The organism is Nocardia sp. NPDC059236 (assembly GCF_042754085.1).
GTDB lineage: Bacteria > Actinomycetota > Actinomycetes > Mycobacteriales > Mycobacteriaceae > Nocardia.
In genome coordinates this window covers 50,321-77,171 of sequence record NZ_JBHZAF010000020.1, presented here as the reverse complement: position 1 = coordinate 77,171, position 26,851 = coordinate 50,321, and the positions used below count along the sequence as shown (strand labels likewise).

General features: G+C 69.3%; 24 protein-coding genes. 13 read left to right on the top strand and 11 right to left on the bottom strand.

Annotated elements, in window-relative coordinates:
• Positions 1-35 precede the first annotated feature (35 nt).
• Together ACFXIV_RS37455 and ACFXIV_RS37450 are read left to right on the top strand one after the other, a co-directional pair.
• Positions 36-2,657: a LuxR C-terminal-related transcriptional regulator gene (locus ACFXIV_RS37455; RefSeq protein WP_379401259.1), complete on the top strand. Its 2,622-nt coding sequence runs from the start codon at positions 36-38 to the stop codon at positions 2,655-2,657.
• A 245-nt stretch (positions 2,658-2,902) separates the two neighbouring features.
• Positions 2,903-3,910 (top strand): hypothetical protein, encoded by a 1,008-nt coding sequence (locus ACFXIV_RS37450; RefSeq protein WP_379421401.1) that lies wholly within the window; start codon positions 2,903-2,905, stop codon positions 3,908-3,910.
• A gap of 70 nt (positions 3,911-3,980) precedes the next feature.
• Here the strand turns inward: ACFXIV_RS37450 and ACFXIV_RS37445 are convergent, their stop codons facing one another.
• Both ACFXIV_RS37445 and ACFXIV_RS37440 read right to left on the bottom strand, forming a co-directional pair.
• Positions 3,981-4,541, bottom strand: a complete 561-nt coding sequence (locus ACFXIV_RS37445) for a methylated-DNA--[protein]-cysteine S-methyltransferase (protein ID WP_379401257.1) — start codon at positions 4,539-4,541, stop codon at positions 3,981-3,983.
• Between the two features lie 52 nt (positions 4,542-4,593).
• A complete protein-coding gene (locus ACFXIV_RS37440; protein WP_379401256.1) occupies positions 4,594-4,896 on the bottom strand; it encodes a hypothetical protein in 303 nt (100 codons plus the stop codon).
• Between the two features lie 62 nt (positions 4,897-4,958).
• Here ACFXIV_RS37440 and ACFXIV_RS37435 point away from each other — a divergent pair, with 62 nt between their 5' ends.
• Positions 4,959-6,452: a PLP-dependent aminotransferase family protein gene (locus tag ACFXIV_RS37435; protein ID WP_379401255.1), complete on the top strand. Its 1,494-nt coding sequence runs from the start codon at positions 4,959-4,961 to the stop codon at positions 6,450-6,452.
• 211 nt (positions 6,453-6,663) lie between these two features.
• Here the strand turns inward: ACFXIV_RS37435 and ACFXIV_RS37430 are convergent, their stop codons facing one another.
• Entirely contained in the window at positions 6,664-7,965 is a 1,302-nt protein-coding gene (locus ACFXIV_RS37430; protein ID WP_364619895.1) for an adenylosuccinate synthase, read from the bottom strand.
• A gap of 422 nt (positions 7,966-8,387) precedes the next feature.
• Here ACFXIV_RS37430 and ACFXIV_RS37425 point away from each other — a divergent pair, with 422 nt between their 5' ends.
• Together ACFXIV_RS37425 and ACFXIV_RS37420 are read left to right on the top strand one after the other, a co-directional pair.
• Positions 8,388-9,047 (top strand): hypothetical protein, encoded by a 660-nt coding sequence (locus ACFXIV_RS37425; RefSeq protein ID WP_379401254.1) that lies wholly within the window; start codon positions 8,388-8,390, stop codon positions 9,045-9,047.
• A gap of 56 nt (positions 9,048-9,103) precedes the next feature.
• The gene (locus tag ACFXIV_RS37420; RefSeq protein ID WP_379401253.1) at positions 9,104-9,886 is read left to right on the top strand and encodes a site-2 protease family protein; all 783 of its coding nucleotides are present in this window, start codon (positions 9,104-9,106) and stop codon (positions 9,884-9,886) included.
• 267 nt (positions 9,887-10,153) lie between these two features.
• Here ACFXIV_RS37420 and ACFXIV_RS37415 read toward each other — a convergent pair whose 3' ends face one another.
• A complete protein-coding gene (locus tag ACFXIV_RS37415; RefSeq protein WP_379401252.1) occupies positions 10,154-11,305 on the bottom strand; it encodes an aromatic acid exporter family protein in 1,152 nt (383 codons plus the stop codon).
• Position 11,306: 1 nt separating this feature from the next.
• The gene (locus ACFXIV_RS37410; protein ID WP_379401251.1) at positions 11,307-11,750 is read right to left on the bottom strand and encodes a DUF3151 domain-containing protein; all 444 of its coding nucleotides are present in this window, start codon (positions 11,748-11,750) and stop codon (positions 11,307-11,309) included.
• Between the two features lie 83 nt (positions 11,751-11,833).
• Here ACFXIV_RS37410 and ACFXIV_RS37405 point away from each other — a divergent pair, with 83 nt between their 5' ends.
• Both ACFXIV_RS37405 and ACFXIV_RS37400 read left to right on the top strand, forming a co-directional pair.
• Positions 11,834-14,176 carry a hypothetical protein gene (locus tag ACFXIV_RS37405; RefSeq protein ID WP_379401250.1) on the top strand — a complete coding sequence of 781 codons (2,343 nt, stop codon included), beginning with the start codon at positions 11,834-11,836 and terminating at the stop codon, positions 14,174-14,176.
• Positions 14,177-14,415: 239 nt separating this feature from the next.
• The gene (locus ACFXIV_RS37400; protein WP_379401249.1) at positions 14,416-15,492 is read left to right on the top strand and encodes a fused (3R)-hydroxyacyl-ACP dehydratase subunits HadA/HadB; all 1,077 of its coding nucleotides are present in this window, start codon (positions 14,416-14,418) and stop codon (positions 15,490-15,492) included.
• A gap of 135 nt (positions 15,493-15,627) precedes the next feature.
• Here the strand turns inward: ACFXIV_RS37400 and ACFXIV_RS37395 are convergent, their stop codons facing one another.
• From ACFXIV_RS37395 to fbaA, 3 genes are all read right to left on the bottom strand, one after another.
• On the bottom strand, positions 15,628-17,094 hold the full coding sequence (locus ACFXIV_RS37395; protein WP_379401248.1) for a DUF4185 domain-containing protein: 1,467 nt from the start codon (positions 17,092-17,094) through the stop codon (positions 15,628-15,630).
• Positions 17,095-17,269: 175 nt separating this feature from the next.
• Positions 17,270-18,388, bottom strand: coding sequence for a BTAD domain-containing putative transcriptional regulator (locus tag ACFXIV_RS37390; protein WP_379401247.1), 1,119 nt, complete (start codon positions 18,386-18,388; stop codon positions 17,270-17,272).
• A 90-nt stretch (positions 18,389-18,478) separates the two neighbouring features.
• Positions 18,479-19,516, bottom strand: a complete 1,038-nt coding sequence (gene fbaA / locus ACFXIV_RS37385) for a class II fructose-bisphosphate aldolase (protein ID WP_354843373.1) — start codon at positions 19,514-19,516, stop codon at positions 18,479-18,481.
• 227 nt (positions 19,517-19,743) lie between these two features.
• Here fbaA and ACFXIV_RS37380 point away from each other — a divergent pair, with 227 nt between their 5' ends.
• Both ACFXIV_RS37380 and ACFXIV_RS37375 read left to right on the top strand, forming a co-directional pair.
• Complete coding sequence (locus tag ACFXIV_RS37380) at positions 19,744-20,397, top strand: DedA family protein (protein WP_379401331.1); 654 nt, start codon at positions 19,744-19,746, stop codon at positions 20,395-20,397.
• A gap of 98 nt (positions 20,398-20,495) precedes the next feature.
• Positions 20,496-21,140: a DedA family protein gene (locus tag ACFXIV_RS37375; RefSeq protein ID WP_379401246.1), complete on the top strand. Its 645-nt coding sequence runs from the start codon at positions 20,496-20,498 to the stop codon at positions 21,138-21,140.
• Positions 21,141-21,144: 4 nt separating this feature from the next.
• Here the strand turns inward: ACFXIV_RS37375 and ACFXIV_RS37370 are convergent, their stop codons facing one another.
• The 3 genes from ACFXIV_RS37370 to ACFXIV_RS37360 all read right to left on the bottom strand — a co-directional run bounded on the left by ACFXIV_RS37370 (position 21,145) and on the right by ACFXIV_RS37360 (position 23,460).
• Complete coding sequence (locus tag ACFXIV_RS37370) at positions 21,145-22,287, bottom strand: glycoside hydrolase family 76 protein (protein WP_379401245.1); 1,143 nt, start codon at positions 22,285-22,287, stop codon at positions 21,145-21,147.
• A 63-nt stretch (positions 22,288-22,350) separates the two neighbouring features.
• Positions 22,351-23,034 (bottom strand): TrmH family RNA methyltransferase, encoded by a 684-nt coding sequence (locus ACFXIV_RS37365; protein WP_354843365.1) that lies wholly within the window; start codon positions 23,032-23,034, stop codon positions 22,351-22,353.
• Between the two features lie 18 nt (positions 23,035-23,052).
• Positions 23,053-23,460 (bottom strand): DUF4190 domain-containing protein, encoded by a 408-nt coding sequence (locus ACFXIV_RS37360; protein WP_379401244.1) that lies wholly within the window; start codon positions 23,458-23,460, stop codon positions 23,053-23,055.
• A 91-nt stretch (positions 23,461-23,551) separates the two neighbouring features.
• Between ACFXIV_RS37360 and ACFXIV_RS37355 the strand changes: the two genes are divergently transcribed.
• The 4 genes from ACFXIV_RS37355 to ACFXIV_RS37340 all read left to right on the top strand — a co-directional run bounded on the left by ACFXIV_RS37355 (position 23,552) and on the right by ACFXIV_RS37340 (position 26,829).
• The gene (locus ACFXIV_RS37355; protein ID WP_379401243.1) at positions 23,552-24,943 is read left to right on the top strand and encodes a sensor histidine kinase; all 1,392 of its coding nucleotides are present in this window, start codon (positions 23,552-23,554) and stop codon (positions 24,941-24,943) included.
• Positions 24,944-24,996: 53 nt separating this feature from the next.
• Positions 24,997-25,638 (top strand): LuxR C-terminal-related transcriptional regulator, encoded by a 642-nt coding sequence (locus tag ACFXIV_RS37350; protein ID WP_379401330.1) that lies wholly within the window; start codon positions 24,997-24,999, stop codon positions 25,636-25,638.
• A 40-nt stretch (positions 25,639-25,678) separates the two neighbouring features.
• On the top strand, positions 25,679-26,290 hold the full coding sequence (locus ACFXIV_RS37345; RefSeq protein ID WP_379401241.1) for a Uma2 family endonuclease: 612 nt from the start codon (positions 25,679-25,681) through the stop codon (positions 26,288-26,290).
• 92 nt (positions 26,291-26,382) lie between these two features.
• The gene (locus ACFXIV_RS37340; protein WP_354843354.1) at positions 26,383-26,829 is read left to right on the top strand and encodes a hypothetical protein; all 447 of its coding nucleotides are present in this window, start codon (positions 26,383-26,385) and stop codon (positions 26,827-26,829) included.
• The last annotated feature ends 22 nt before the right edge of the window (positions 26,830-26,851 follow it).

Sequence of the window (26,851 nt, the reverse complement as noted above, 5' to 3'; positions counted from 1 at the left end):
CTGCCGGGGCGGGTCGGGCCATCTACAGTTGAGCCATGGCTCGGAATTGGCCGATGGTCGAGCGGGTGAAAGAACTCGAATCGATCAGGTCGGCACTCACCGGCGACGAGTTCGTCGGGGCGGTGCTCACCGGTGACGCGGGGGTCGGCAAGACCACGCTGGCGCGGCAGGCCACCGCCGCCGTCGGCGGCAATATCCGCTGGGTCGCGGGCACCGAATCCGCCCGCAGCATTCCGCTCGGGGTCTTCGCCCACATGGTGGGGGTGTACACCGCCCACGATCCGGTGACCTTCATGGCGGCCGCGCGCGAGGCGCTGCTCGCCGACGGGCACACCATCATCGGCGTCGACGACGCCCATCTGCTCGACCAGCTCTCGGCCACCCTGCTGCTGCAGCTGGCCCTCGACAAGGCCGCCCACATCGTCTGCACCGTACGCAGCGGGGTGCAGGTGCCCGACGCGGTGACCTCGCTGTGGAAGGACGGGCATCTGCTGCGCATCGACCTGAAGCCGTTCACCCAGCGCCAGAGCGTGGAACTGGTGGAATCCATGCTGGGCGGGCAGCTGGAGGGCTTCACCGCCAACCTGATGTGGGAATCCTCCGGCGGCAATGCGCTTTTCCTGCGGCACCTCGTCGAGGGCGCGCTGGAGGCCGGGACGCTGCGGCAGGTCAGCGGGGTGTGGCAACTGCGCGGGCGCGCGGCCGTCACCTCGGAATTGGCTGCGCTGCTGGAGGATCGGGTCGAGCAGCTGCCCGAGTCGGTGCTGCGGGTGCTGGAACTGCTCACCTTCTGCGAGCCCATCGACCTGGACGTGCTCTCCGAACTCGCGGGCGAGGAGGCGGTGGAATCCGCCGAATCACGCGGTCTCATCAGGATTGTCGAGAACAGCCATCAGCTGCTGGTGCGCTACAACCATCCGCTGTTCGGCGAGGTGATCCGGCGGCGGCTGGGTATCGCGTCGGCGCGGCGGCTGCGCGGGCGGCTCTACTCCTCGCTCCGGGACCGGCCCATCAACTCCGCGTCCGAGCGCATCCGATTGGCCGAATTGGCCTTGGACAGCGACAAATCCGCGGATCTCGAGCTGTTCCAGGCGGCGGCCGCGGATGCCATCGCGCTCGCGAATCTGCCTTTGGGCGAACGGTTCGCGCGCGCGGCGGTGGAACGCCAGGGCGGAGTGGAGGCCGCTGACCTGCTGGCCCGCGCGCTGCTGTGGCAGGGGCATCGCATAGAGGCCGAGCGCACACTGGCCGGATTCGATCCGGACGAGATGAACGAGGTGCAGCTGGCGCGCTGGGGCAGCACCCGGGTGTCGAACCTGCTGTGGTCCATGGGCGACGCGGATCGCGCCGATACCGTGCTGGAATCGGTGCGACACCGGGTCACACATCCGAAAATTGTTGCGACACTGGATGGTCTGGCCTCCGCGTGCGCGGTCAACGAGAACCGGCTCGACGATGCGTTCGCCCTCGCCGAGCCGGTCATGTCCGCCCCGGACGCGCCACCGTGGGCGGTGTACTGGGCTGCCTTCGGCGGCGGACTCGCCCTCGCGCTCATGGGACGCGGGGAAGCCGCCCGGCAGTACGCGGCCCGCTCGCACGCCGTGGAGTCGCATATCGACGGATTGAACCGATTCATCTCCACACACGCGGAGGTGCTGGCCCTGACCTTCATCGGCGAGTTGGAAGCCGCGCGCCGATGCGCCAATACGCCCTACCCGTTCTCCTCCCCCGGCCAATATCTGGCCTGGGGCATGGCCAAGATCCTGCAGGGCACCGTGGACGTGGCGCAGGGCCAGTTCCCGCAGGGCATCGACAATCTCGAGCAGGCGCTCGCGGCGCTCACCACCGAGGGCGCGGCGTCCTGGATGTTCCCCGCCCAACTGCGGCTGGCTGAGGCGTACTCGGCGCTCGGGCGGCCCACCGAAGCGGCGGAAGCCATTGCGGCGGCGACCCTGCGAGGCGGGCGTCACAGTGCCGTCTATGAACCGCTGCTCGAACTCGTGCGGGCCATGCAGACGGCCGCCGAGGGCACCGCGACACCGGCCGTCCGGCTCGCGCTGGGGGCGGCGGATCTGGCCGCACGCACCCACCAGCACGCCATCGAGGCCATGGCGCTGCACGCCGCCGCCCGCTTCGGCGATCAGTCGGTCGGCGGGCGGTTGGCGGATCTTGCGGCCCGCATCGACGGGCGGCTGGTGCAGGTGCAGGCGCGGCACGCGGTGGCGGTCGCGGCCCACGACGGACCCGGATTGGACACCGCCGCAGCGCAATTCGAGGCAATCGGGGCGCTGCTCTCCGCGGCGGATGCGGCCGCGCAGGCCGCCTCCGCGCACGAGCGGGCGGGTGACCGCCGGCGACTGCTGGAATCCGCGGCAACCGCCAATCGGCTGGCGGCCGCCTGCGGCGGCGCGTCGACCCCGGCGCTGCGGCAGTCCGCGCAGCCGCTGCCGTTGACCGCGCGCGAACGGGAGATCGCGAATCTGGTGGCGGCCGGGCTGTCCAACCGGCAGATCGCGGACCGGCTGACCGTCTCGGTGCGGACGGTGGAGGGGCACCTGTACCGGGCGTGCATCAAGCTCGATGTCACCGATCGGGAGGCGCTGGCGGAATTGATGCGCGGAGGGACGCCTTCGGGCAAGTCAGCAAAGCTGACCTGATCCGGATCGAGTAATGAATACCGGCGTGCTCCGCCACGCCGTCCCCCGCCGCCGGCGTCCTGCCGCTGGAACTTCGCACCCCCAATTCGAGGCGCTGATCTGCGTCGATGCGGATAGGGCCGATGCACGGCCAAGCCGAGCCACGGGTTCCCGCGAATAACCGGTAGTCATGGCCGGTCTCGGAACCGGCGCAACGAAATATGTTGGAAGGCAGGTGTTTCGACGTGGTCGGTCGGGATCGTGAAGTGAAGGGCGCCGTGGCTCGGCGGGCGATCGTCGTGAGCGTCGTTCCGCTGGTGTTGGCAGTGGCCTGCGCGAATACGAGTGACCACTCGGCCAAGTCGGCGCAGGGCAGCTCGACCCTGGCCGCCGTGCAGCCGGCTGGTACCCGCGCCCCGGCCAATACCGGTGCCCCGGAAGCGAATCCGCAGCCGGGTGCGGCGGCCCCGGACGCCGCGGGCACCGCCGGCCACTCGAGCTCCGTCCAGTCCGTCCCGCGCCCCGGCGCCGCCCAGCCGGGCGTAGCCCTCCCGGCCCATGACCAGGATCGCCCCGGCCCGCGTCCGAGCCTCGCGCAGCCCGGCGTCACCGTGCCGAATCACCCACTGCCGCAAGCACAGTCGCCGTCGCAGGCCGACTACCCGATCCCCGCGAACTTCCGCCCGATCCCGAATCACGAAGCGGCACCGGCGGTCGACTTCCGAACCCTGCACGCCCCGACGCTGGTGGACCCGGTCCTCCCGATCGCCCCGCCCCCGCGCACCGTCCGCATCGGCGACTTCACCACCCCCGCCCCGGACCAGCTGCCAGACGACATTCTCGACACCGTCAACGGCGCAGCCGCCGACACCGAAGCCGGCCTGGCCACCGGCCTCAACTCCATCGGCGTGAACCCGAGCCGCTCCGACAAGATCGCCGCGGGCGCCCTCGGCGGTGCGGCGATCGGCGGGGGCGTCGGCGCCATAGGTGCGGGCGTTCCGGCGGCGCTGCTCGGTGCGGCAGTCGGCGGCGCGATCGGCGCGGGCGTCGGCGCTGCGGTCGGATTCGGGCTCGGTTCGGCCGGTGCCGTCGTGGCGCCGTGGACCGCGCCGATCGACGTCCCGGGCGGCACTGCCGGTGGGGCGCTGATCGGCGCAGGCGTCGGCGCTGCCGCTGGAGCCGCGGCCGCGGGCATCCCGGCCGCACTCGCCGGGGGAGCTGTGGTCGGAGCGGGCGGCGCGGCGCTGGGTGGGTTCCTGGGCGGCGCGCTCTGACGCACACCTTCCGGCGATACGGGGCATCCGCACCAGGCTTTCGGTGCGGGCGCCTTCCATATGGCGGCGGTCAGAAGAGGGTGGGTTCGCCGAAGCCTGGAGTGCGTTCGATTTCCAGGAGGCGCTGTTTGGTGGTGAGGCCGCCGGGGGCGGAGAAGCCGTGCAGAGCGTGGTCGGCGGCTAGTACCCGGTGGCAGGGGATGATCAGGGGGATCGGGTTGCGGCCCAGGGATTGTCCGACGGCCTGGGCGCCGCCGGGGGCGCCGATGCGATTCGCCACCGCGCCGTAGTTGAGGGTGTGACCCGGGTCGATGGCGCGGGTCACCTCGTAGACGGCGCGGTCGAAGTCGTTGAAAGCGGTGGTGTCCAGGGGGATCCAGCGAAGGTCGTCCAGGTCGCCGGTGAGGTGGGCGCGGATGCGGTCGACGGCCGTGGCCAGCTCGGCGGTGGGCTCGGCCTCGTGGATGTCGGCCAGGCGGTGGCGGCGCAGGATGTGGGTGCGGGTGGCCGCGGGGTCGCGGTCGGGAAGGGCGAAGCGCAGGACGCCGGTGGCGCTCCAGGCGATGGCGCACACGCCGATCGCGGTATCGAAGAGCGCCGCCGACGCCAGGGGTCGGGCCGGGGCGGACATGAGGCCAGTGTGCACGGTGGCACCGACAAGAATCCGATTCCAGTCCAGTTGGCTAGAACTGGACTGATTCTCCTCGGCACGGGATGGTGGACAGGGCGGCCACGGCCGGAGCGCTGCGACGGAATCGCCGCGCGGGAGCCGGCGGGCAGGCATCCGGGCGGAGCGACGCAATGGCCGTGAGGTCCGAATACTGCCGGGACGCTTCATATTCGGCGACCGACCAGTCCGACATGGGAGCATGCGGGCGATACCGCTCCAGCAGCTCGCCCCAGCGCTCACCGGGCTTGGGCGCATACCGGTACACGAGACCGGCGAAAGCGGCGACGATCAGAATGGAGACCAGCAGAGCGACCATGAGCCCATAGTGGCTCGGGCCCGGACTTGAAGAAAATATCCAGTACCCCGATACTGGCCTGTATGGCGACACGAGTGATCGGCGCGGCCAGCCTGACGCGCGACCTGGGCCGGTGGCGGAACGACGAACCGGGCGCCCCCGCCGACAATGGCAAGCGTTCGGCGCGGCCCGCCTACGTAGCACTGGCGGAGAGCATCCGCCTGCTCATTCACGACGGCCGCGCGCCGCTCGGCGTCGCGCTGCCCAGCGAGCGCGATCTGGCCACCGCCCTCGCGGTCAGCCGCACCACCGTCACCTCCGCGTATTCCCTGCTGCGCGAGCACGGTTACCTGATCAGCCGCCAGGGCTCGCGCAGCACCGTGGCGCTGCCGCCGACCGTGGTGCACGACGGCGCGAAGCCCGCGCGCAGCATCCTGGCCATGATGGCGCAGCCGGAGCTGCCGACCATCGACATGACCTACGCCGCCATGTCCGCCCCGCCGCAGATGACCGAGGCGTACTCCTTTGCCCTGCAAGGCCTTCCGACCTATCTCGGCACGCACGGCATGGACCCGGTGGGCGTGCTCATGCTGCGCGAGGCGCTGGCCCGCCGCTACACCGAACGCGGGCTGCCCACCGAGCCGGACCAGATCCTCATCACCCTGGGCGCGCAGCACGGTCTGCGGCTGCTGCTCAATGTGCTCACCACCCCGGCCGAACGCGTGCTCATCGAGCACCCCACCTACCCGAACGCCATCGAGGCGATTCGCGATGTGGGTGCGCGCCCGGTTCCGGTGCCCATGCGCCCGGACGGCTGGGATCTGGACGGAATCCGCAGTGCCGCACGGCAGACCGCGGCCAGCGTCGCCTACCTGATTCCGGACTTCAACAATCCGACCGGTCACCTGCTCGACGCCGAGGGCCGGGCGGAGCTGGCCACCATCGCCCGCGAGACCCGCATGACGGTGATCGTCGACGAATCCATGGTGGACCTGAACCTCACCGACCTCGAATCTCCACCCCCCGCCGCCGCTTTCGCCCGCAATTCGGAGATCGTCACCATCGGTTCGGCCTCCAAGTCCTTCTGGGGCGGCCTGCGCGTCGGCTGGGTCCGCGCCAACCAGGCCCTGATCACCAAACTCCTGGGCACCCGCTCCACCGTCGACCTCGGCACCCCCGTCATGGACCAGCTGGCCACCGTCCACCTGCTCCGCAATGCCGACGAGATCCTCACCACCCGCCGCGACCAGCTCCGCTCCCGCCGCGCGGTCCTGCTCGAAACCCTCGCCGAGGAACTACCCGACTGGCGCGTCACCGAGGGCGTCGGCGGCATGTCCGTGTGGGCCCAACTCCCCGCCCCGGTCTCCACCGCCTTGGCCGCCACCGCCCCCAACCACGGCGTCTTGCTCGCCGCCGGACCACGTTTCGGCGTCCAGGGCGCCTTCGAACGCTTCATCCGCCTCCCCTTCACCCACGAGGAATCCGACCTGCGAGTCGCCGTGAAGTCCATCGCGGCGGCCTCCGCCGCCCTCAACCCGCACGCCGCCGACCCCCTGGCCCCACTCATCACCTACTGACGTCACCCAGCCAGGCGGCGCTACACGACCCCGAGACCCGCAATATGCCCTGAAACGGCTCGCGCCCGCCGCGAAAGCGGCGGGCGCGTGTTTTCCGCTCAGCGACAACTGATTTCGCAAGATGCGGGTAACTCACCGGGTACGACCAGAATCGGTTCGGCACCTATCCGCAGGCACGGATGCAGAACCGGCAACGGCACTCAGCCGCCCGCTAAAGTCGCGGGGAGGCGGCAACGTCGTGGCGGACGATGGTTTGGTCGCGGCCGGGGCCAACACCGATGCACGAAACCCGTGCTCCCGATAGTTCTTCCAGGCGCTCGACGTAGGCCCGGGCGTTGGCGGGGAGTTCCTCGAAGGTGCGGGCACCCGAGATGTCCTCCCACCAGCCGGGCATTTCCTCGTAGATCGGCTTGGCGTGGTGGAATTCGGTCTGGGTGGTGGGCATCTGCTCGACCCGCTCGCCGTCGATCTCGTAGGCGACGCAGATCGGGACGGTGTCCAGGCTGGAGAGCACGTCCAGCTTGGTGAGGAAGTAGTCGGTGATGCCGTTGACGCGGGTGGCGTAGCGGGCGATCACGGCGTCGAACCAGCCGGTGCGGCGGGCGCGGCCGGTGGTGACGCCGACCTCGCCGCCGGTCTTGGCCAGGTAGGTGCCGGACTCGTCGAAGAGTTCGGTCGGGAACGGGCCGGAGCCGACCCGGGTGGTGTACGCCTTCAGGATGCCGAGCACCGTGGTGATCTTGTTCGGGCCGACGCCCGCGCCCACCGCCGCGCCACCCGCGGTCGGGTTGGAGGAGGTGACGTACGGGTAGGTGCCGTGGTCGACGTCCAGCAGGGTGCCCTGCGAACCCTCCAGCAGCACAATCTCATCGCGCTCCAGCGCCTGGTTGAGCAGCAGCCGGCTGTCGGCGATGCGGTGCTTGAAGCCCTCGGCCTTCTCCAGCACCTCGTCCACCACCTGCTGCGGGTCCAGCGCGCGGCGGTTGTAGATCTTCACCAGCACCTGGTTCTTGAATTCCAGTGCGGCCTCGACCTTCTGGGTGAGGATCTTCTCGTCCAGCACATCGGCCACGCGGACGCCGACGCGGGCGACCTTGTCCTGGTAGCAGGGACCGATGCCGCGGCCGGTGGTGCCGATCTTCTTGTTGCCCAGGAAGCGTTCGGTGACCTTATCGATGGCCACGTGGTACGGCATGATCAGGTGCGCGTCGGCCGAGAGCAGCAGGCGGGAGGTGTCCACACCGCGCTCTTCCAGACCGGCGAGTTCGGCCAGCAGCACACCCGGATCCACCACCACGCCATTGCCGATGACGTTGGTCACATCAGGGGTGAGGATGCCGGACGGAATCAGATGCAGCGCGAAGCTCTCACCATTGGGCAGCACCACGGTGTGACCCGCGTTGTTGCCGCCCTGGTATCGAACTACCCACTGGACCCGATCGCCGAGCAGATCGGTTGCCTTGCCCTTGCCCTCGTCGCCCCACTGGGCGCCGATCAGCACGATTGCCGGCATGTGAGTGTCTCCTACGGGTTCGACGCGCAGCCCCTCTGGTGCTGCAGCTACCCGCCGTCAGAAGGCGGTGGCCGTAGGCACACTTTACGGGAGTCCCCCATGAGTCCCGAGAGGCGGCATACCCGCAGTTCGCGGCCCGGCTCGATTCTGGACTGCGCTCCGCCTCCCCGCGCTCGGAGCGGAAACGGGAGCGAACCGGAGGAGGGAAGAATCGAGCTTCCGGCTCCATAGACCTGCGCCTTGGCCGCGAACCCGCCCGGAGCGAAGCGGAGGGCAAATCCGGCACCGTAACGGATGCGCAGCGAGGACAGCGTGGCAAATGAGACAGGGCTATGGTGGCACGGGGAGAGGACCGGCGGGGGTCCATCGGATATGCAGCGAGGCGGATAGGTGTTGGCAAGCCAGAGGAGGGTGTTCGGCAGTTGAGTACCCATGTTCTCCGCTGCGACGGCGCGCCCGTTCCCATCGCGCTGGCATCCCTGTCCCTCACCCAGACCTCCGCCATTCCCGATACCGGCGCTCTGGACGAGTTGCTGCCGGTCATGGCCGCCGACAGCCTGCCCCGGCTCATCGTGCTCGGTGAGGATGCCGGATTGGCCGCGGTCCTCACCCATCTGATGCGCACCGAACGCCTCGGCGTCGAAATCGGTTATGTGCCCATCGATCGCACCTACGGCTCCCGCGCCTACGAGACCGGTACCGGCTCCGCCGCCGCCAAGCGCGCGCTGGAGGGGAAGGCCATCGCGACCCCGCTGATTCGCGACGACACCGGCAAGGTGCTGATCGGCCGCGCCACCCTGGTCGGCGAGGCGGGCGCGAAGCTGGAGGGCGAGGCCTACGTCGACGACACCCGGCTGTTCACGGGAAAGGTCGCGGCACTGCATGTTTCGCCCATGCTGGAGATGCCCGGCCTGCATGCCACCGTGCAGCGCGGCCTGCGCAAGAAGCGCTGGGTCGAGGGGCGCGCCATGCAGCTGGGCACCAGCGGCGCCATTGTCACCCGCGACGGGATCACCACCGATCGGGTGGTGAAGCGCTCCACGTTCTATCGGCATCACGAACCTTGGCTGCTGGTTCGCTGATTCACCCCCAGAATGGGTAGCGGCGTACAGCAGAGCCGACCAGTTGGGAGTATCAGGTGAATTACCCGCGCGCGGTGGGCCGGGCATCCGGAGCGGTCCGGCCCAGTCCGGTGTTCCTACTGGTCGTGGTGATCACGCTGGCGGGCGGAGCGCTCGCCTGGGACGCCGACTACGGTTCGCGCCAGGCCCAATTCGGCGTTTTCATCCTGGTGGTGGCGGGCTGGATCGTCTCCATCTGCCTGCACGAATTCGCGCACGCGTATGTGGCGTGGCGGGCCGGGGACCGCGAAGTGGAGATGCGCGGGTATCTGACCCTCAATCCGCTCAAGTACAGCCATCCGCTGCTGTCGATCGCGCTGCCAGTGGTGTTCATCGCGCTCGGCGGGTTCGCGCTGCCCGGTGGTGCGGTGTACGTGCACTCGCACAACTTCAGCCCGCGGGTACAGCGGATCCTGAGCGGCGCCGGGCCCGCGGTGAACGCGCTGTGCGCGATCGTGCTGCTGGTGATCGTGCGGTTCTACGGCAGCACACATTCACACGCGGCATTCTGGTTCGGGCTCAGTTACCTTGCGTTCCTGCAGATTACGGCGACCGTGCTGAACCTCATCCCGATTCCCGGCACCGACGGGTACGGGATTCTGGAGCCGTCGCTGAGCTATCAGACGCGGCGGTCGCTGGATCAGATCAAGCCGTTCGGCATCCTGATCCTGTTCGCGCTGCTGTTCACGCCGGAACTCAACCGGCTCTTCTTCGACGCGATCAACGCGCTGTTCGAATTGTCCGGGCTGCCGGGCAGCTGGTGGTCGGCGGGCAGCGCGCTGACGCGCTTCTGGCTCTGACCCGGGTGGGCCGCCCGGACGACCCGGTGCCGGGCGGCCCATCGCAACGACATCGGTCCGGAGGAACCGTTGCCACCCTTCGCTGCGAGTCCGGAACCGGACTACCCCTCGTAAATCCGGCCTGATACGAACGGTAGAGAGACGCAAGCGGTTCGACGCGAGTAGCGGACTACCCGAAGATCAAGAGCAGGCCCCCGCAGGCGAATCGGACATACCTGCAATTCCGGTCTCGGACCTACCCGTGATTCGGGCGGACGCGGATGCGGATCAGTCGATCGGCGTGACATAGGGATGCGGGACGGTCGGCGGCAGCAGCGCCATGGCGGAGAGCCTTCGTATCCCGCACACCTGCATGAGATCCACGACGATGGAACGCAATTGGGCGAAGACCACGTGGGCGGACAGGCCCGCCCCGGTCACCAGATCCTTGGTCGCGCCCTTGCCGACCGAGCGCAGCACACGGGTCGCCTCGGCGGGATCGGGCTTCTCGTCCGGGTCGGCCAGCATCATGCGGCGCACCACATCCACGGCCTGACCGAGTTTCTCGACCTCCGCGACCAGGCCCGGATTCAGCACCTCGTCGTCGTGCACCGAAGTGAGCGCGCGGCGCAGCAGCACGCGGGTATTGCGGACCGCGTTGTCGAGCGGGTCCGCGGCCTGCCGCAGGCGCTGCAGGCGGGAGCGAGAGTTCCAGTACAGCGGGGAGATTCGAATGATCTCCCGGCTGCCCTCCAGGGTATTGCGCATGGCGTCGATCGCACCCTGGGTGCCGCGCACGGTCTCGAGCGCCGTCTTGATCTTGGCGGCATCCTGCTCGAGCAGGCCGTCCGCGCACTCGGTGAGGGCATTGCCCATCACCTCGAGAATCCCGGCGGCCTGCTCCCGGGCGCGGCGGACCGGATGCAGCGGGATCGCCGCCACCACCACGATGCCGACCAGACCACCCACCAGCGCGTCGATCATGCGCAGCGACGCACCACCCTGACCGGGCGGATAGAGCGTTGCCACCAGCACCGCGGAACTGGCCGCCTGCATGGTGATGACCGGGCCGCCGTCGAGGAAGACGGCGGCGCACATGGCGATCACCACCAGCAGCACGATCTGCCAGCCGCCGGTGCCCACCCGGGAGACGAACAGGTCGCCGATGCCGATGCCGACGGCCACGCCGACGATCAGCTCGACCGACCGGCGCAGCCGCGCACCGAACGACAGGCCGATGGAGATCATGGCGGCCATGGGCGCGAAGAACGGGCGCTCGTGCCCGATCACATTGTGGGCGATGAACCAGGCCACGCCCGCGCCGATCGCGCACTGCACGATCGGCAGCAGCGAGGACCGGACGCGCCCCGCGGCCCTGCGCACGCGGGTGACGCTGCTCTCCCGGGCAGCGTCGAAGGTTTCGCCCAGGCCGCTGCTCAATTCAGTCGAGGCCGAGCTCGGCGGCCGCGCGCGGGTCGCAGTCCTCGAGCAGGTCCAGGCAGCGCGCGTACTCGTCGGTCTCGCCGATGGCGCGGGCGGCCTTCGCCAGCGCGCCGACGCTGCGCAGGAAGCCCCGATTGGGCTCGTGGCTCCACGGCACCGGGCCGAAGCCCTTCCAGCCGTTGCGGCGCAACAGGTCCAGGCCGCGGTGGTAGCCGGTGCGCGCGAAGGCGTAGGCGGAGATGATGTCGTGGTTGATCTCGCCTTCCGCGGCTGCGCCCCGCTCCAGCGCGGCCTCGGCCAGGTAGGCCCAGGCGATGGAGGCGGTCGGATGCGCCGCGGCAACCTGCACCGGGTCCTGTTTCTGGAGCAGCGCGTCCTCCGCGTCGATGTTTTCCGGGAGGAGGACCGGCTGCGGTCCGAGTAGATCGCCGAAGGAGGTCATGCCGATCATTCTGCACCGCCGTCCGGAATGCTCAGTAGGCTGACCGTCGAATCACAGTTCCGCCGAAGCAAGGGGTGTAGCGCGTGTCCGACCCGAAAGACGACCAGCAGCCGCAGGGTCCTGCCAACTCGGCATCCGGCGCCGAGGACACCGCCGCCCCCAAGACTCCGACCGACCAGTCCACGTCCCGGCCCAGCGGCCCCGCCCCGAGCAACCCCGCGAAGGGCCCCGGCGCACCGAGCGATGCCGGCGCCGACGACGCTCCCCCGACCGCGGCCACGGAAGTGATTCCCACCGCCGACTCCCGCACCGAGGAGATCCGCACCGGCGCAGCCGAACCCGCACCGGCCGGCTCGAAGCCGGCCCCCGGCCAAGGCAAGCCGGCCAACCCGCCCGCCAAGTCCGGCTCGGCCGGTTTCGCCACCATCCACTACGAAACCCCCAAGTCCGCCGGACGCATCCAGCCCCCCGCCCCGCAGAGCACCCCGGGCGGCCAACCCCCGGCCGCCGCGCGCCAGGGCTCGGGCGAATTCGTACCCCAGAACACCTCGAGCGCCCGGCCCGCGGCCCCCGGCGCGGCCGGCAAGCAGAACCCGCCCGGCACCCGACCCGCTGCGGCCCGGCAATCCGCCCCCGCCCGACAGGCTCCCGCCGCGGGCGCCGCACCGCGACCGGGCACCCCGAAGGCCGCCGAACCCGCAGCGGGACAGACAACCCGCCCGGACGCGAACGCGGCGACGCCATCGAACGCAGCCGCTGAGAAGTCCACTGGCGCTGAACAATCCGGACCCGGCGCAAAATCACAGGCCGCAGGCGATGCGCAGCGCCCGGACGCGTCCTCGACCTCCGGAGCGAAGCAGGGGCAGCCCGCCCCGGCCGACCCGAAGGGTTCGAGCGCACCCGCGCAACAGAACGCCGGTGGAAAGCCGACCGGCGCGGAGCAGTCCGGCCCGGGCCGGCAGGCGGCGACGGACGATGCTCCTACGCAGTTCATTCCGATTCAGCGGCCGAGCGGGGAGAAGCCTGCCGCGGGCGAGGCCGCCGCGGCGGATGCGACCACCCAGTTGATTCGGATTCAGCAACCCGGGAAGGCGGCGAACGGCGGGGCCGCGAAGGCCGGTTCCGCGCCTGCGGCTGCCGGGAAGCCGGGTGGAGCCGCGAGCGATGCGGCGCAGGGGAAGCCCGCGCCGCAGGATGTTCCCACCGAGGGGATGCCGCAGGCGGATTCGCAGCCGGAGGATGGCAAGGCCGCCGCGGACGGCGGTAGGACGAAGGATGCCGGTAAGGCGAAGGACGGTGACGCGGCGGCCGAGAAGGCCGGCGGGGCAGGCGATTCCGGGGCGAAGCGGGACGGCGATTCCGGCGACGCCTCCGGCGGGGACGCGAAAACCGTTGTGATCAAGAAGGTTCCGAGTCCAGCGGATGACGCTACGACGGCGTTGCCGATCGTGTCCGGGGACCAGGCGACCGAGAAGATCCGGGTGTCGGGGCCGCAGGGGCGGGCGGTCAGCAAGCCGCCGCAGACGCCGCGGGTGAACGCGGGGCCGCGGAATGTGGGGCCGAAGGGGAACGCGCCGGCGCCGGACGCCCCGGTCGAGGAGACCCGGCCGTCGCCGCCGCGACCGCCGATGGGGCCGCGCCGGCCCGCGACCGCGCCGTCACCGGCGGATATGCAGCCGACCACGCCGGGACAGCCCATCGGCGGTCCGCGCATCGCCCCGCCGCAGCGGGTCGGGGCGGGTGCGCCGCCGCAGGGTCCGCGCGGCCCGCAGGGACCGGGCGCTCCGGGTCCCAATGCACCGCAGGGACCCAATGCACTGCAGGGACCGAACGCACCGCAGGGTGTGCAGCAGGGTCCGGTGCCGGGTGGCCCGGGACAGGCTGGGCCGCAGGATGTTCAGGGGGGTGGACCGCGCATTCTGGCGCAGCCGCAGCGGGTTCCGGCCGCCGCCGAGGCAGCCGCCGGGACCGCGCCGGCCGCGGGCGGTGCGTCGAAGAAGCTGTGGATCATCGTGGCGGCGGCCGTGATCGCGGTGATCGCCATTGCCGGTGTGGTGTTCGGTGTGGTGAAGCACAAGAACAACAACTCGCCGGAAGCCTTGGTCCAGAAGACGATCACCACGTACACCGACGCGCTGAAGTCCGGGAATCTGGACGCGTTGCGGGCCGTGACCTGCGGTGCGCAGCACGACTTCTACCAGAAGATCTCGGCCGACCAGTTCGCGAGCGTGTACAAGACGTCGCAGGACCAGAAGAGCATTCCCCAGGTGAAGAGCGTCGACGCCATTCAGATCACCGGCGACGCCGCGCTGGCGCAGGCGACCGTGTACACCGCGGCGGACCCGTCGAAGACGTCCGCACGCACCTTCGATCTGCGCGACGAGGGTGGTTCGTGGAAGGTGTGCGACCCGCAGAACGGGCACTGATCGGCTCCCGGAAAATTTACTGACGCATTTGCGGCCCCGGTCGCGATGAACATCACAAAGACCTGGTCAACAGTCCGGCACGTCGGTAGAGTGTCCCGGATTGTCTGGGCCAGCCATTTCGGCATTCCGGCACTTCAGCGGTTGTACACCGTCAAGGACATTGTCTGTTCCATGAGGGCAGTGTCCTTGCAGAAGTGGTGCGGGCCCACCGGGTTTCGATTTGCAGGGAGCTGAACACCATGCCGGAAACGGCAGAGGCTACTCAAGCCACCGCGGCCGAGCTGGTCGGACGGCACTTCCGTGTCCGTGATCACTACGACGTCGGCCGCGAGAAGATCCGCGAGTTCGCGCGTTCGGTGCGCAACGATCACCCCGGTCACCACACCGAGGCCGCGGCCGCGGCGCTCGGCTACGGCGGCCTGCTCGCCTCCCCGACCTTCGCGTCGGTGATCGGCGCGGCCACCACCCGCTCGCTCATCGGATCGGTGCTCACCGAGTACGACGTCTCGCAGATCCTGCAGACCGATCAGATCTTCGAGTACTACCGCCCGATCCTGGCCGAGGACCGCCTCGGAGTGGACGTTGTCGTCGAGAACATCCGCAGCTTCGGCGACAACGACTTCGTCACCGTCAAGGTCACCCTCACCGATGCCGACGCGCTGCCGGTGCTGGTCGCCACCACCACCATCGTGGCCCGCAAGGGCGTCGAGATCGATCCGGCCACGGTCGAGACGGTCTCGGGCGTGGTCATGCACGGCCATGTGGTCGAGCCCGGCGAATTCGACGGCGACCCGACCGGTCTGATTCTGCTGGCCCCCGACGAGGTCGCCGAGCTGGCCGCCCCCGCCCCGCCGCAGCCGGTCCACACCATCCCCACCGCCGCGACCCTGACCGCCGGCACCGAGCTGCCCGCCGCCAAGGTGCCGGTCACTCGCGGCGACCTGGTCAACTACGCGGGCGTCTCCGGCGACCCGAACCCCATCCACTTCAGCGACACCGCCGCCACCCTGGTCGGCCTGCCCACCGTGGTGGCGCACGGCATGCTCACCATGGGCCTGACCGCCGGCTACCTGGTGGACTGGCTGGGCGATCCGTCGGCGCTGGGCAAGTTCAGCGTCCGCTTCTCCGGCTTCGTACCGGTCGAGCCGACCGCCCCGACCATCGTCGAGTTCACCGGCAAGGTGAAGTCGGTGGACGCCGCCCGGGGCGCGGCCACCGTCGTTCTGGGCGCGACCTCGGAGGGAAAGAAGCTGTTCGGCCGCGCGATCGCCGAGATCCGGCTGTCCCGCCTCCCCGAGACTTCAGCGCACAGCTGAGAGCCGTGGGCCGCCCGCACGCGTGCCGGCGGTCAGGTGCCGAACCAATTTCGGTCGTACCCCCGGAGTTACCCCAACCGCAACGAAATCAGTTGTCGCGGTTGGGGAACGACCGGGGGTTTTCGTGTCCGGCCGTCAGTTCAACGTGGCGTGCATCAGGTAGACGTTGTAGTCGCTCCAGGTCGACATGGTGAAGTACATGTCGTTGCCGGTGGACCACGGATGGATGAAGCCGCCGTACAGCTCCGGGAATTGCAGTGCGCTCACCGTGATCGCGCTGTCGGACCACGTGCCCTGCGGCGTATCCGATTCCCGCACAACGAGTGCCGCCTTGGCGGTGTCCAGGTAGCTCATCTGCCACACATTGCGGCTCTCGTCGTAGCGCACCGACAGCTCACCGGCGGGCGCGTCGACAATCGGTGTGACCGTGACCGATCCGTTCGTCTCGGGTATCCAGGAGCCGCTGTTCCAGTACTGGTAGGCCGTCGGGTTGAGCACCTGGTCCTTCGGCACCCGGGCCAGCCCGACCCCGCCGAGCCGCGAGTTGGGGATACCGAACATGTAGACCCAGTCCCCCTGCGGCACCATGGCCGTCACCTGGAAGTTGGAGAGGCCGAAGATGTTCTCCCACTTGGCGTACGGATCCTTGGTCCAGTGCTCGCCGTGGTCGTCGGAGTAGGCGATGCCGCCGTAGTTGGTGTACCAGGTGCCGGGCACGCTGTTCCAGGTGCGGATCGACATGTAGCTCAGGTACTGCCGGTCACCGATGGCGAAGCCCGAGGTCGGAATGGTGGTGATCTCGATATTGTCCAGCTTGCGGCTGCTCAGCAGTTCGGTGGCGTGACAGCGGTCGTCGGTGACCATGCGGTCGAACACGACACCGTTCTCGAGGTCCCGGTTCTTGCTGAAGGCCAGCAGGTTCGAGCGCCAGTCCTCACCCATGCCGCCCGGCGGGTGGAAGTCGCGGCCGACGGTGTCGCCGAAGGCGATGGCGATCTCGTCCGGCGCGCTCTGCCACATGATGCCCAGGTCGGTGCCCTGGACCTGCCAGCGCTTGTCGGTGCGGTTCACCGAGTCGGCGCCGGTCAGCTTGGCCACCTCGCGCACGTCGGAGACCTGCGGCGTGGGCCGGGCAGGCACCTGGGCGGCGGCCTCGATCGGCGGGTGCGCCGGATCGGGACCGGGCGGCAGCGCCGGCGGATTCGGGTTGGGCAACGCGAAATTGAACGGTTGCGGCCGCACGATCAGCTTGGGGAGGCCGAGCTGTTCGGCGAGTCCCGGTGGCGGAGCGGGAGTGTCGGTAAGATCCGGGCACGGGTTCACGCACGGATCCGGCGGCAACTCCGTCGCCACGCGCTTGGTGTTCTCCGGCAGCGGCCCGGTGTCGACCGTGACCACCGGATAGGGCACGGGCACTTCGACGGTCTTCGGGACCAGCGACTCGTGTCCGGGCTTGGCGTCGGTGCTGCAGGGCCCGATACCCGGAACGGCCGGTGCCGCACCCGGATCCGGATCCGCCGCCGCGACCGGCCCGCCCATTCCGGCGAGTACGCCCGCCCCGACGATCACCGCCCCCGCAGCTGCCACCAGCCGCTTGGCCATGCACTCAACCTTCCGATAAACGGGCTCTCCGGATATGTCCGGGCAGAGACCCTACCCCCGGAACCGGGCGAACCGCCGGTACTCGACCGATCTCGACCGAATCGAGACCCGTGGGCCTACCGCCGCCGCACTGCGAACCGAAACCGACAGTGCAGCAGCGTAATACAGCGGCGACTCAGCGCAAGGCCTGGAAGGTGAGCACGGTGGTGCCGATCCGGATGGCGTCCCCGTCGGCCAGCACGGCGGCCGATTCGATGGACTCCTCGTTGATGTAGATGCCGTTGGCGGAGTGCAGGTCCTTGATGAGCAGCCCGGCCCGGCTCGGGGTGATCTGCGCGTGGTACCGGCTGGCCTTGGGATCGTCGAGCACCAGATCGTTGTCCGTCATGCGGCCGATCTTCACGCCGTTCGGGCCGATCGGCACCACCCGGCCGTCGGACAGCCGCAACTGCCCGGCGCGCACGGCGCGCGGCATCTCGGTGACGGTCTCGGTCATGGCCTTGGCCATGCGCTCGACCTCGTGAATCTGCCCCGTGCTCAACGGTTCCTGACGCAGCACCTTCTGCTCCAGCGCGATGAGCGCCGGACCGGGATCGATGCCGAGCTCGTCGGCCAGCACGGTGCGCACCCGGCGGCAGGCGTCGAGCGCGTCGGCCTGACGGCCGGACAGATAGAGCGCGGTGATGAGCTGCGCCCACAGCGGCTCCCGCAGCGGATGCGCACTGGTCATCGACACCAGCTCGCCGACCACGGAAGAGGCCCGGCCCAAAGCGATTTCGGAGTCGATGCGGGCGGAGGCGACCAGCAGCCGCTCCTCGTCCATGGCGGTGGCGAAGCTCTCCGCGAAGCCGAGGCCGGACAGATCGTCCAGGGCGCGGCCGCTCCATTCCGCCAGCGCCTCGCCGAAGAGCCGGGACGCGGCGGTGGGGTCGCCGATCGAGGCGGCCTCCGAACCCTCGCGGCGCAGCGTCTCGAAGCGCCCGAGATCGCACTCGTCGTCCTCGATCTCCAGCCGGTAGCCGGAGGATTCGGTGCGCAGCAGCGCCACCGGGTCGACCCCGGCGGTCCGCAGAGTCTTGCGAATATTCGAGACGAACACCTGCAGACTCGCCTGATAGGAGTCCGGCGGATCGTCGTTCCAGACAATGTCGGCCAGCGCCTGCGAGGACACCGCGCGCCGCCGGTTCACGGTCAGAGCCGCCAGCAGCGCACGCGGCTTGGGGCCGCCGACCGGCACGGACCGACCGGCGACCAACAGCTGCACGGGGCCCAGGACCCGCACATCGACAGTCATGCCACCTGCCTCGATAGAGACCGCGGCGCGCCCGCCGCTCGAAAATTGCCCGGGATTCCGCTCGTTGCAGCGGAATCCCGACCCTTGAGCTTACTTGGCGCTGATCGAACGTCCCGCAGAGTTCAGGTCGTTGCAGGCCTCGACGACGCGCGCCGCCATCGAGGTCTCGGCCTTCTTGAGGTAGCTGCGCGGGTCGTAGACCTTCTTGTTGCCGACCTCGCCGTCGATCTTCAGGACGCCGTCGTAGTTGCCGAACATGTGGCCGGCGACCGGACGGGTGAAGGCGTACTGGGTGTCGGTGTCGACGTTCATCTTCACCACGCCGAAGCGCAGCGAGTCCTCGATCTCCGACTTCAGCGAGCCCGAACCGCCGTGGAAGACGAAGTCGAAAGGCTGCGCGTCCGCGCCCAGGCCCAGCTTGGCGGCGGCCACCCGCTGGCCCTCGGCCAGCACCTCGGGCTTGAGCACCACATTGCCCGGCTTGTACACGCCGTGCACATTGCCGAAGGTGGCGGCCAGCAGGTACTGGCCGTTCTCCCCGGAGCCCAGCGCGTCGATGGTCTTCTCGAAGTCCTCGGGCGAGGTGTAGAGCTTCTCGTTGATCTCGGCCTCGACGCCGTCCTCTTCACCGCCGACCACGCCGATCTCGACCTCGAGGATGATGTTCGCCGCGTGCGCCTGCTTCAGCAGTTCCTTGGCGATCTCCAGGTTCTCGTCGATCGGGATCGCGGAACCGTCCCACATGTGCGACTGGAACAGCGGGTTCAGGCCGTTCTTCACGCGCTCGGCCGAGATGGCCAGCAGCGGGCGCACGAAGGTGTCCAGCTTGTCCTTCGGGCAGTGGTCGGTGTGCAGCGCGATGGTCACGTCGTACTTCGCGGCGACCACGTTCGCGAACTCGGCCAGCGCGACCGCACCGGTCACCATGTCCTTCACGCCCAGACCGGAACCGAATTCCGCACCGCCGGTGGAGAACTGGATGATGCCGTCACTTCCGGCGTCCGCGAAGCCCTTGATGGCCGCGTTGATGGTCTCCGACGAGGTGCAGTTGATGGCGGGGAACGCGAAGGAGTTCTGCTTGGCCCGAGCAATCATCTCGGCGTAGATCTCCGGAGTCGCGATGGGCACAGTGACCTCCGTGTTGTGTGTGGTGCGTACTACAAAATTCTGTCAGTTGACACGATAGGACAGCCCCTTTTCTCCGGGGCAATGGCCTCACATACCCCACAAGTTTGTGAGGTTGCTTCGACGTTCGGTGTGATGTCCGGGCTACCGGTACTGTGGTGGCCGTGACCTTGCTGGCCGTATCCGATGCCGTGACGACCAATGCCGCGCTCCCCGCGATCTTGGATCCAATGCACCTCCTGACGGAGACTTGGCTGCAGCACGCAGTGCTCCCGGCGATCCTGGCCATCGTCTTCATCGAGACCGGTCTGCTGTTCCCCATCCTGCCCGGCGACTCGCTGCTGTTCACCGGCGGTCTGCTGGCGGCCCAGGCACACCCGCCGGCCGGCATGAACATCTGGTGGCTGGTGCCGGCCACCGCGTTCGTGGCCTGGCTCGGCGACCAGAGCGGCTACTGGATCGGGCGCACCATCGGCCCGGCGCTGTTCAAGAAGGAAGACACCCGGTTCTTCAAGCAGCGCTACATCACCGAGACCCACGCCTTCTTCGAGAAGCACGGCCCCAAGACCATCGTGCTGGCCCGGTTCGTACCCATCGTGCGCACCTTCATGCCGGTGCTGGCCGGTGTCTCGAAGATGGACTACCGCAAGTTCGCCACCGTCGACATCATCGGCGCGGTGCTGTGGGGCGGCGGCGTCACCGTGCTCGGTTACTTCCTGGGCAATGTCGAATTCATTCGTAAGAACGTCGAGGCGATCTTCCTGCTGATCGTGTTCGTGTCCATCCTGCCGGGCATCATCACGGTCGCGAAGAACCTGCTGCACCGCGGCCAGGCCCCGGAACAGGCCGAGTACGCCACCTCGACGAACGAGCCGACCCACTGAGCCCTTCGGTGTCGATCACCCCGCTAACCCTCGCATCGGGCGGCCCTGCCGTTCTTTCCGCCTCCGGCGGATTCGGCCCGCTCGAGACAGCCGGACCAGTGCTCGTCTGGACCGTGGTTCTCACCTTCGTCTTCCTGGAGTGCGCACTCATCATCGGGCTGTTCCTGCCCGGTGACTCCATGCTCATCACCGCCGGTGTGGTGCTGGCCTCGCAGGTCGGCGAGGGGCAGGTCTGGGCGCTGTCGATCGGCACCATGATCGCGGCCATCGCCGGCAACCAGGTGGGGTACGCCTTCGGCCAGCGCGCCGGACACCATCTGGTGGCGCGCAAGAACGGGAAGTACATCAATACCCGCAATCTCGCGCGGGTTTCGGACATGCTGCACAAGCACGGGTTCCTGGCGGTGCTGGTGGCCCGCTGGATTCCGTGGGTGCGCACGCTGTGCCCGCTGGTCGCGGGCGCGGCCGGAATGGACCACCGCAAATACACCATCGCCTCGTCTGTCGGCGCGGTCATCTGGGCGCCGGTGATCCTGCTGGCCAGCTACTACGCGGGCAGCTTCCTGGAGAACATGTCCTGGCTCATGCCCGCGGTCATCGGAACCCTGGTGGTCGGGTTGGTGCTCGGCACGGTGCTGGGCGTGCGGCAGTACCGCGTCGAAATGGCACGTCCCGCCGAAGATTTCGACCTCGACGTGGCAGAGGCCGCGACGGTGCCGCTGCCCCGGCTGCCGCGCGCCTGAACGATTACAGCCCGGCGGCCGTCACCGTGTGCGCGGCCTCCATCAGCTTCCAGCCCGAAAGCTGCACCGACAGATCGCGTTCCGGGCTGCGCGAGGCGGTCACCGAACCGCCCTCGAAGCCGCCCGCGCCCGCGATGCCCGGAAGTCGCGCGGGCTGCCGCCAATCCGCGCCGAACAGCGGCTCACCCTCCACATCCAGGCGGTGCTCCCAGGCCGCGGTCGCGGACGCGCGCACCATCGCGGCGGCCTTGCGGCGCGCGGCCACCTGGGCGGGGCCGCCGCCGGGCAGCATGAGGGCGGTCAGCGCCAGATAGCGGATGAGAATGCCGTTGAACAGGCCGCCGTCCCCGCCGCCGTCGCCGACCACCACGCTGTCCGCGGTCAGATGCTCCTCGACGGCGTCCACCAGCCGGACCGCGCGCTCGGCGTGCCGCGGTTCGCCGGTGTGCACCGCGAGTTCGGTTTCCAGGCCGAGCGTCACGCCCTGGCAGTAGCTGTAGACCGGCTTCTCGACCTCGCCGGAGGGTAGGTGGATGCCGTCGAAGATGAGGCCGGTCTCCTTGTCGCGCAGGTTGGCGTCGAGGAAGTCGGCCAGTTCCTGTGCCAGGTGGTAGCGGCCCAGGCGCGCCATGGCGATGCCTGCCGGGCCGTTGGCCGGGGCGTTGTAGAAGTCGGAGCCCTTACGCCAGGGGACCGCGCCGAACTCCGGATCGAACCCGTTGGCCAGCGTCTTCTCCAGAGTGAGCAGCGCGCCCCGCACCTCGGCGACACCCTGGGTGCGTTCGGCCCGCTCCAAAGCGATTGTCAGCCAGGCCATGTCGTCGTAGTAGTTGTTGGTCCAGCCGGTGATATTGCGCAGACGCGAGGCGTGGGCGATGGACCAGAGGCGGCGCTGCCGGGCGGGGGTCGGCGCGCGATTGGCGGCGTCGACCGCGCAGTCGATCAGGTGGGCCTGCCACCAGTAGTGCCAGAAGGCGAAAACCCGCTCACCCCTGGTGGCGGGCCAGCCCACCACGCCGAGCTGGGTGCCGGGACAGCCCCACAACTTGCGTAGGTGACGCGAGAGGATCGCGGACTCCGCCAGGTCGGCTCGCTCCGACCAGAGGGCGGCGGTCGGCTCGATATTGCGTCCGGTCCGCGAAGTCATAGGACTTATCGTGCCAGTCGGGCACTGCGCTCGTGGCTGATTTGTTACCGAGAGTCGTCCAGCTCACCAGGCGGTGGTGAGGTCGGCGTGCTGGCGGATCCAGGCGTGCATGGCGATGCCCGCGGCGACACCGGCATTGATACTGCGGGTCGAGCCGAACTGCGCGATCGAAACGGTCAGCAGCGCGCCCGCTTTCGCGGCCTCGGTCACGCCCGGGCCCTCCTGGCCGAAGAGCAGCAGGCACTCGCGCGGCAACGCCGCGGTCTCCAGCGGCACCGCACCGGGGACGTTGTCCACCGCCACCACCGTCAGTCCCTCGCCGGCCGCGAAACGCAGCAGCTCATCGATGTCGGCGTGATGGTGAATGTGCTGGTAGCGGTCGGTGACCATGGCCCCGCGGCGATTCCACCGCTTGCGCCCGACAATGTGCACGGCCGCCGCCGCGAAGGCATTGGCCGTGCGCACCACCGTGCCGATATTGGCGTCGTGCCCGAAGTTCTCGATGGCCACATGGAACGGGTGCCGGCGGCTGTCGATGTCGGCGACGATGGCCTCGCGCCGCCAATACCGGTAGGCATCCACCACATTGCGCCGGTCGCCGTGCTCGAGCAGGTCCGGGTCCAGGCGCGGATCGTCCGGCGGCTCGGTGCCGAACTCCTCGCGCCACGGTCCGACGCCGTGCGGATGCTCACCCCATTCGGTCGGTCCGGGGGTCGGCGGTTCGTGGGCGGTCGGGGCGGAACTCACCCCGGCGATGGTAGTTGGCTAGTGCGAGGAGCCGACCGCGCCCACGATGATGGCGAGCACGATGAACAGGACGACAAGGACCATCAGCGCGGTGGCGACGATGCCGCAGATCCAGCCGGCCGTCACCATGCCGCTGCCGCCGATCATGCCGTTCGACTCGCTGATCTCCCGCCGGGCCTTGCCGCCCATGATCCAAGCGATCGGCCCGAGCAGCTGGCAGAACACCAGGCTCATGATGCCGAGGATCAACACGACCACCGCCTGCGGATGATCCGGCGCGGGCGCGCCGTAGTAGCCGGGCGGGTAGTAGCCGGGCGCCTGCGGCGGGTAGCCCTGGGGGTAGCCGGGCTGCTGGTTGTAGCCCGGCTGCTGCTGGTAGCCCTGGGACTGCGGATCCCAGCCCGGCGGGGGCGCGTCGTAGGTCATGGCTGAATGCTAGGTGGTCGTGCTGGCTACACCGAATATTTTCTGGGCTGCTCCCTCGCCACCGCACCGCGCCGCCCGCGACCATGAATCCATGAGCGATACGGCCGCACTACCCAGCATCGTGCTCGATCCGCCTGCGCCGCAATCGGATCCAGGCCCCCGCCCCGCCCCCGCGTCCGTGCTGCGGACCTTCCTGGTCACGCCGTTCCGGGCGCGCACCTGGAAGGAATTCGCCTACCTGATCATCGTTTTCGGGCTGGGCTGTGCCGCCGCGGTCTATCTGTTCCTGGGTATCGGCGGCAGCCTGTACCTCTCGGTGTTCGTGGTCGGCATCCCGGTGCTGGCGGCCATGATCCTCGGCGGGCGGGTATGGGGCCGCATTCATCGGGTGCTGGGCGCGGTGCTGCTCGACGCGGCCCTGCCCGAGCCGCCCCCGTTCACCTTTCGGCCCGGGCCGATCGGCTGGCTGCGCAGTGCCTTCACCGATCGGACCTCGTACCGCGCCCTGCTGTTCCTGATCCTCGACGGCCTGCTGGGTGTGGTGATCGGCTACGGTGTGCTGACGGCGGTGGCGGTGACGGGTTTCGTTGCGCTGTCGCCGATTCCGTGGGCACTCATGGATCCGGTCAATGTGGACGAACGCGGCGTGTCGCACCGGTCGATGATCCAGTTCGGCGACTACTACCTCGACACCTGGCCGCGCGTCCTGGGTTTCGCGGCGCTCGGCGTGCTCGGCTGCTTCCTGCTGCCGTGGCTGATCCGCGGCGTCTGCCTCCTGCACCGCGCCCTCGCGTACTGGCTGCTGACCCCGACCGCCCGCGATCTCGAGCTGGCCGGCCTGCGCGAGAGCCGCCGCGCGGCGGTCGACGACTCCACCGCCACCCTGCGCCGGCTGGAACGCGACCTGCACGACGGCACCCAGGCCCGGCTGGTCAGCATCGCCATGATGCTGGGCCGCGCCGAGGAGCGGATCGCGGCGGGCGGCGATGCCGCCGAGCTGATCGCCCAGGCCCGCACCGGATCCAAGGAGGCACTGACCGAACTGCGGGAACTGGTGCGCGGCATCCATCCACCCGCCCTCGAACTCGGGCTGGAACCGGCGCTGGAGACCCTGGCCGCCCGCTGCGCGCTGCCGGTGGAGCTGCGGGTGCTGCTGCCGCTGCGGCCCAGCCCGGCCATCGAGGCCATCGCCTATTTCTCGGTCGCGGAACTGCTCACCAATGTGGTGAAACACGCTGCCGCGAACCGGATCTGGGTGGCAGTGCGGCCGGCGGGGACGGATGCGCTGGCGGTGAGCGTGCGCGACAACGGCCAGGGCGGCGCGCTGCAACCGATGGGCGGACCCGGCGAAGGCGTTGTGGTGGGCGGGCTTTCGGGGCTGGCGCAGCGGGCGCGCGCGGTGGACGGCACGCTCACGGTGGACAGCCCCATCGGCGGCCCGACCGTGGTCACGCTGGTGCTGCCGCTGGCCGGGCCGCAATGATCGAGGCTGTGAACACTCCGGACAACGAGGACGCGAACACCGCGAACCAGCCGCTGCGGGTGGTCATCGCGGAGGACAATGCCATCCTGCGCGACGGCCTCACCGCGTTGCTGGCGGAACGGGGGTTCGAGGTGGTGGCCGCGGTGAGCGACGCGACCGGTCTGCACGCCGCGGTCGCCGACCAGCTGCCGGATGTCGCCGTGGTGGACGTCCGCATGCCGCCCAGCTTCACCGACGAGGGCCTGCTGGCCGCGCTCGCGCTGCGCCGCAGCCATCCCGGCACCGGGGTGCTGGTGTTCTCGCAGTGGATCGAAACCCGTTATGCCACCGAGTTACTGGCCGCCGGAGCGGGCGGCGTCGGCTACCTGCTCAAGGACCGGGTGGCCGACGTCGGCGATTTCACCGAGGCCCTGCGCCGCGTCGCCACCGGCGGCACCGCGCTGGACCCGGAGGTGGTCGGCCAGCTGATGGGCGCTGCCCGGCAACAGGATTCGCTGGCCCGGCTCACCCCGCGCGAGCGTGAAGTGCTGGAATCCATGGCCCAGGGACTGTCGAACGCGGCCATCGCCCGGGCCCTCTCGGTGACCGAGCGCGGGGTGGAGAAACACATCGGCAACATCTTCTCCAAGCTGGAATTGCCGCCCTCGGATCTGCATCATCGGCGGGTACTCGCCGTTCTGCGGTTGCGGGGTTGAAACATCGCTGCACGGTTGCCGGGCGTGGAAGACTGGGCCCATGACTCGATCGAGTTCCGCGGAATTGCTGAAATCGGTTGAATACTGGCCGAATCACCTCCTGACCATCGCGGAGTGGTCGCTGCTGCCGGAGAACAATCGGCACTGCCGCGAACTGGTGGACGGCGTGCTGGTGGTGGCGCCGCAGCCGCCGCGGCATCAGCTCGCGGTGTGGCGTTTGGCCGCCCAGCTGGAGCGGGCGCTGCCGCGGCGGGTGGCCGCCATGGCGCGGATCGAATTGATCATCGACGACGGCACGCCGCCGACCGTGCGGGTGCCGGACGTGCTGATCGTGGGCGGTGCGGCCGGGGCCGAGCACGCCACCCGGGTGCGGCCGGGGGATGTGCTGGCGGCCATCGAGATCGTGTCGCCGGGTTCGCGCCGGGTGGATCGGGTCATGAAGTTCGCCGAGTACGCGGCCGCGGGGATCGGGCGCTACTGGCTGCTGGAGACCGAGGAGTCGCTGCGGCTGCTGACCCATCGACTGCAGGACGGTCGATACCTACCGACCGGTGAGTACTCGGGACAGGTGACCCTGGCACTCGGCGGGCTCGACCTGCCGCTCGATCTGGACGCTCTCACCACGCTCCGCACATCCGGCGTGACCGTTTGACCCACCAGCCCTCTGACCTCGGCTGATCGGGCCACGCGGAACAAACTTCGGGACTATCCTGGAATTCTGAAAGGCCGTGGTTGGAGGGTGTCATGGACCACGCGCGTATAGCCCGTACGGTGCTCGGAGTGACGGCGGCATATCTCGTCGCACTCGGGTTGTGGCTGGGGTGGCTGGTCCCGCTCACCCCGCCGGGTACCGTGCCGGTCCAGATCGTCACACTGGTCGGTCTCTTCGGAACGTTCCTGGGCCTCGGCATGCTGTTCGCCCAGCGCCCCAGCCGCTCCGACCGCAGACTACGCCGGCACGGGCTCGAGGGCTGGGCGAACATCGAAGCGGTCCATCCCCTGCAGCGCACCGACCACTGCACCGAGATCACCGAACTCGATCTCGAACTCGTGGTGCCGGGCTCGGAGACCTACTACGGCAGCATCGTCTTCGATGTCGAACCGGTGGTGAAACCGAGAATCGCTGTGGGCGGCACGATTTCGATCCGTGTCGACCCGCAGAACCGGGACCGGATCATCCTCTGCCTCTGATATATATCCAGCTCAGTGCCGG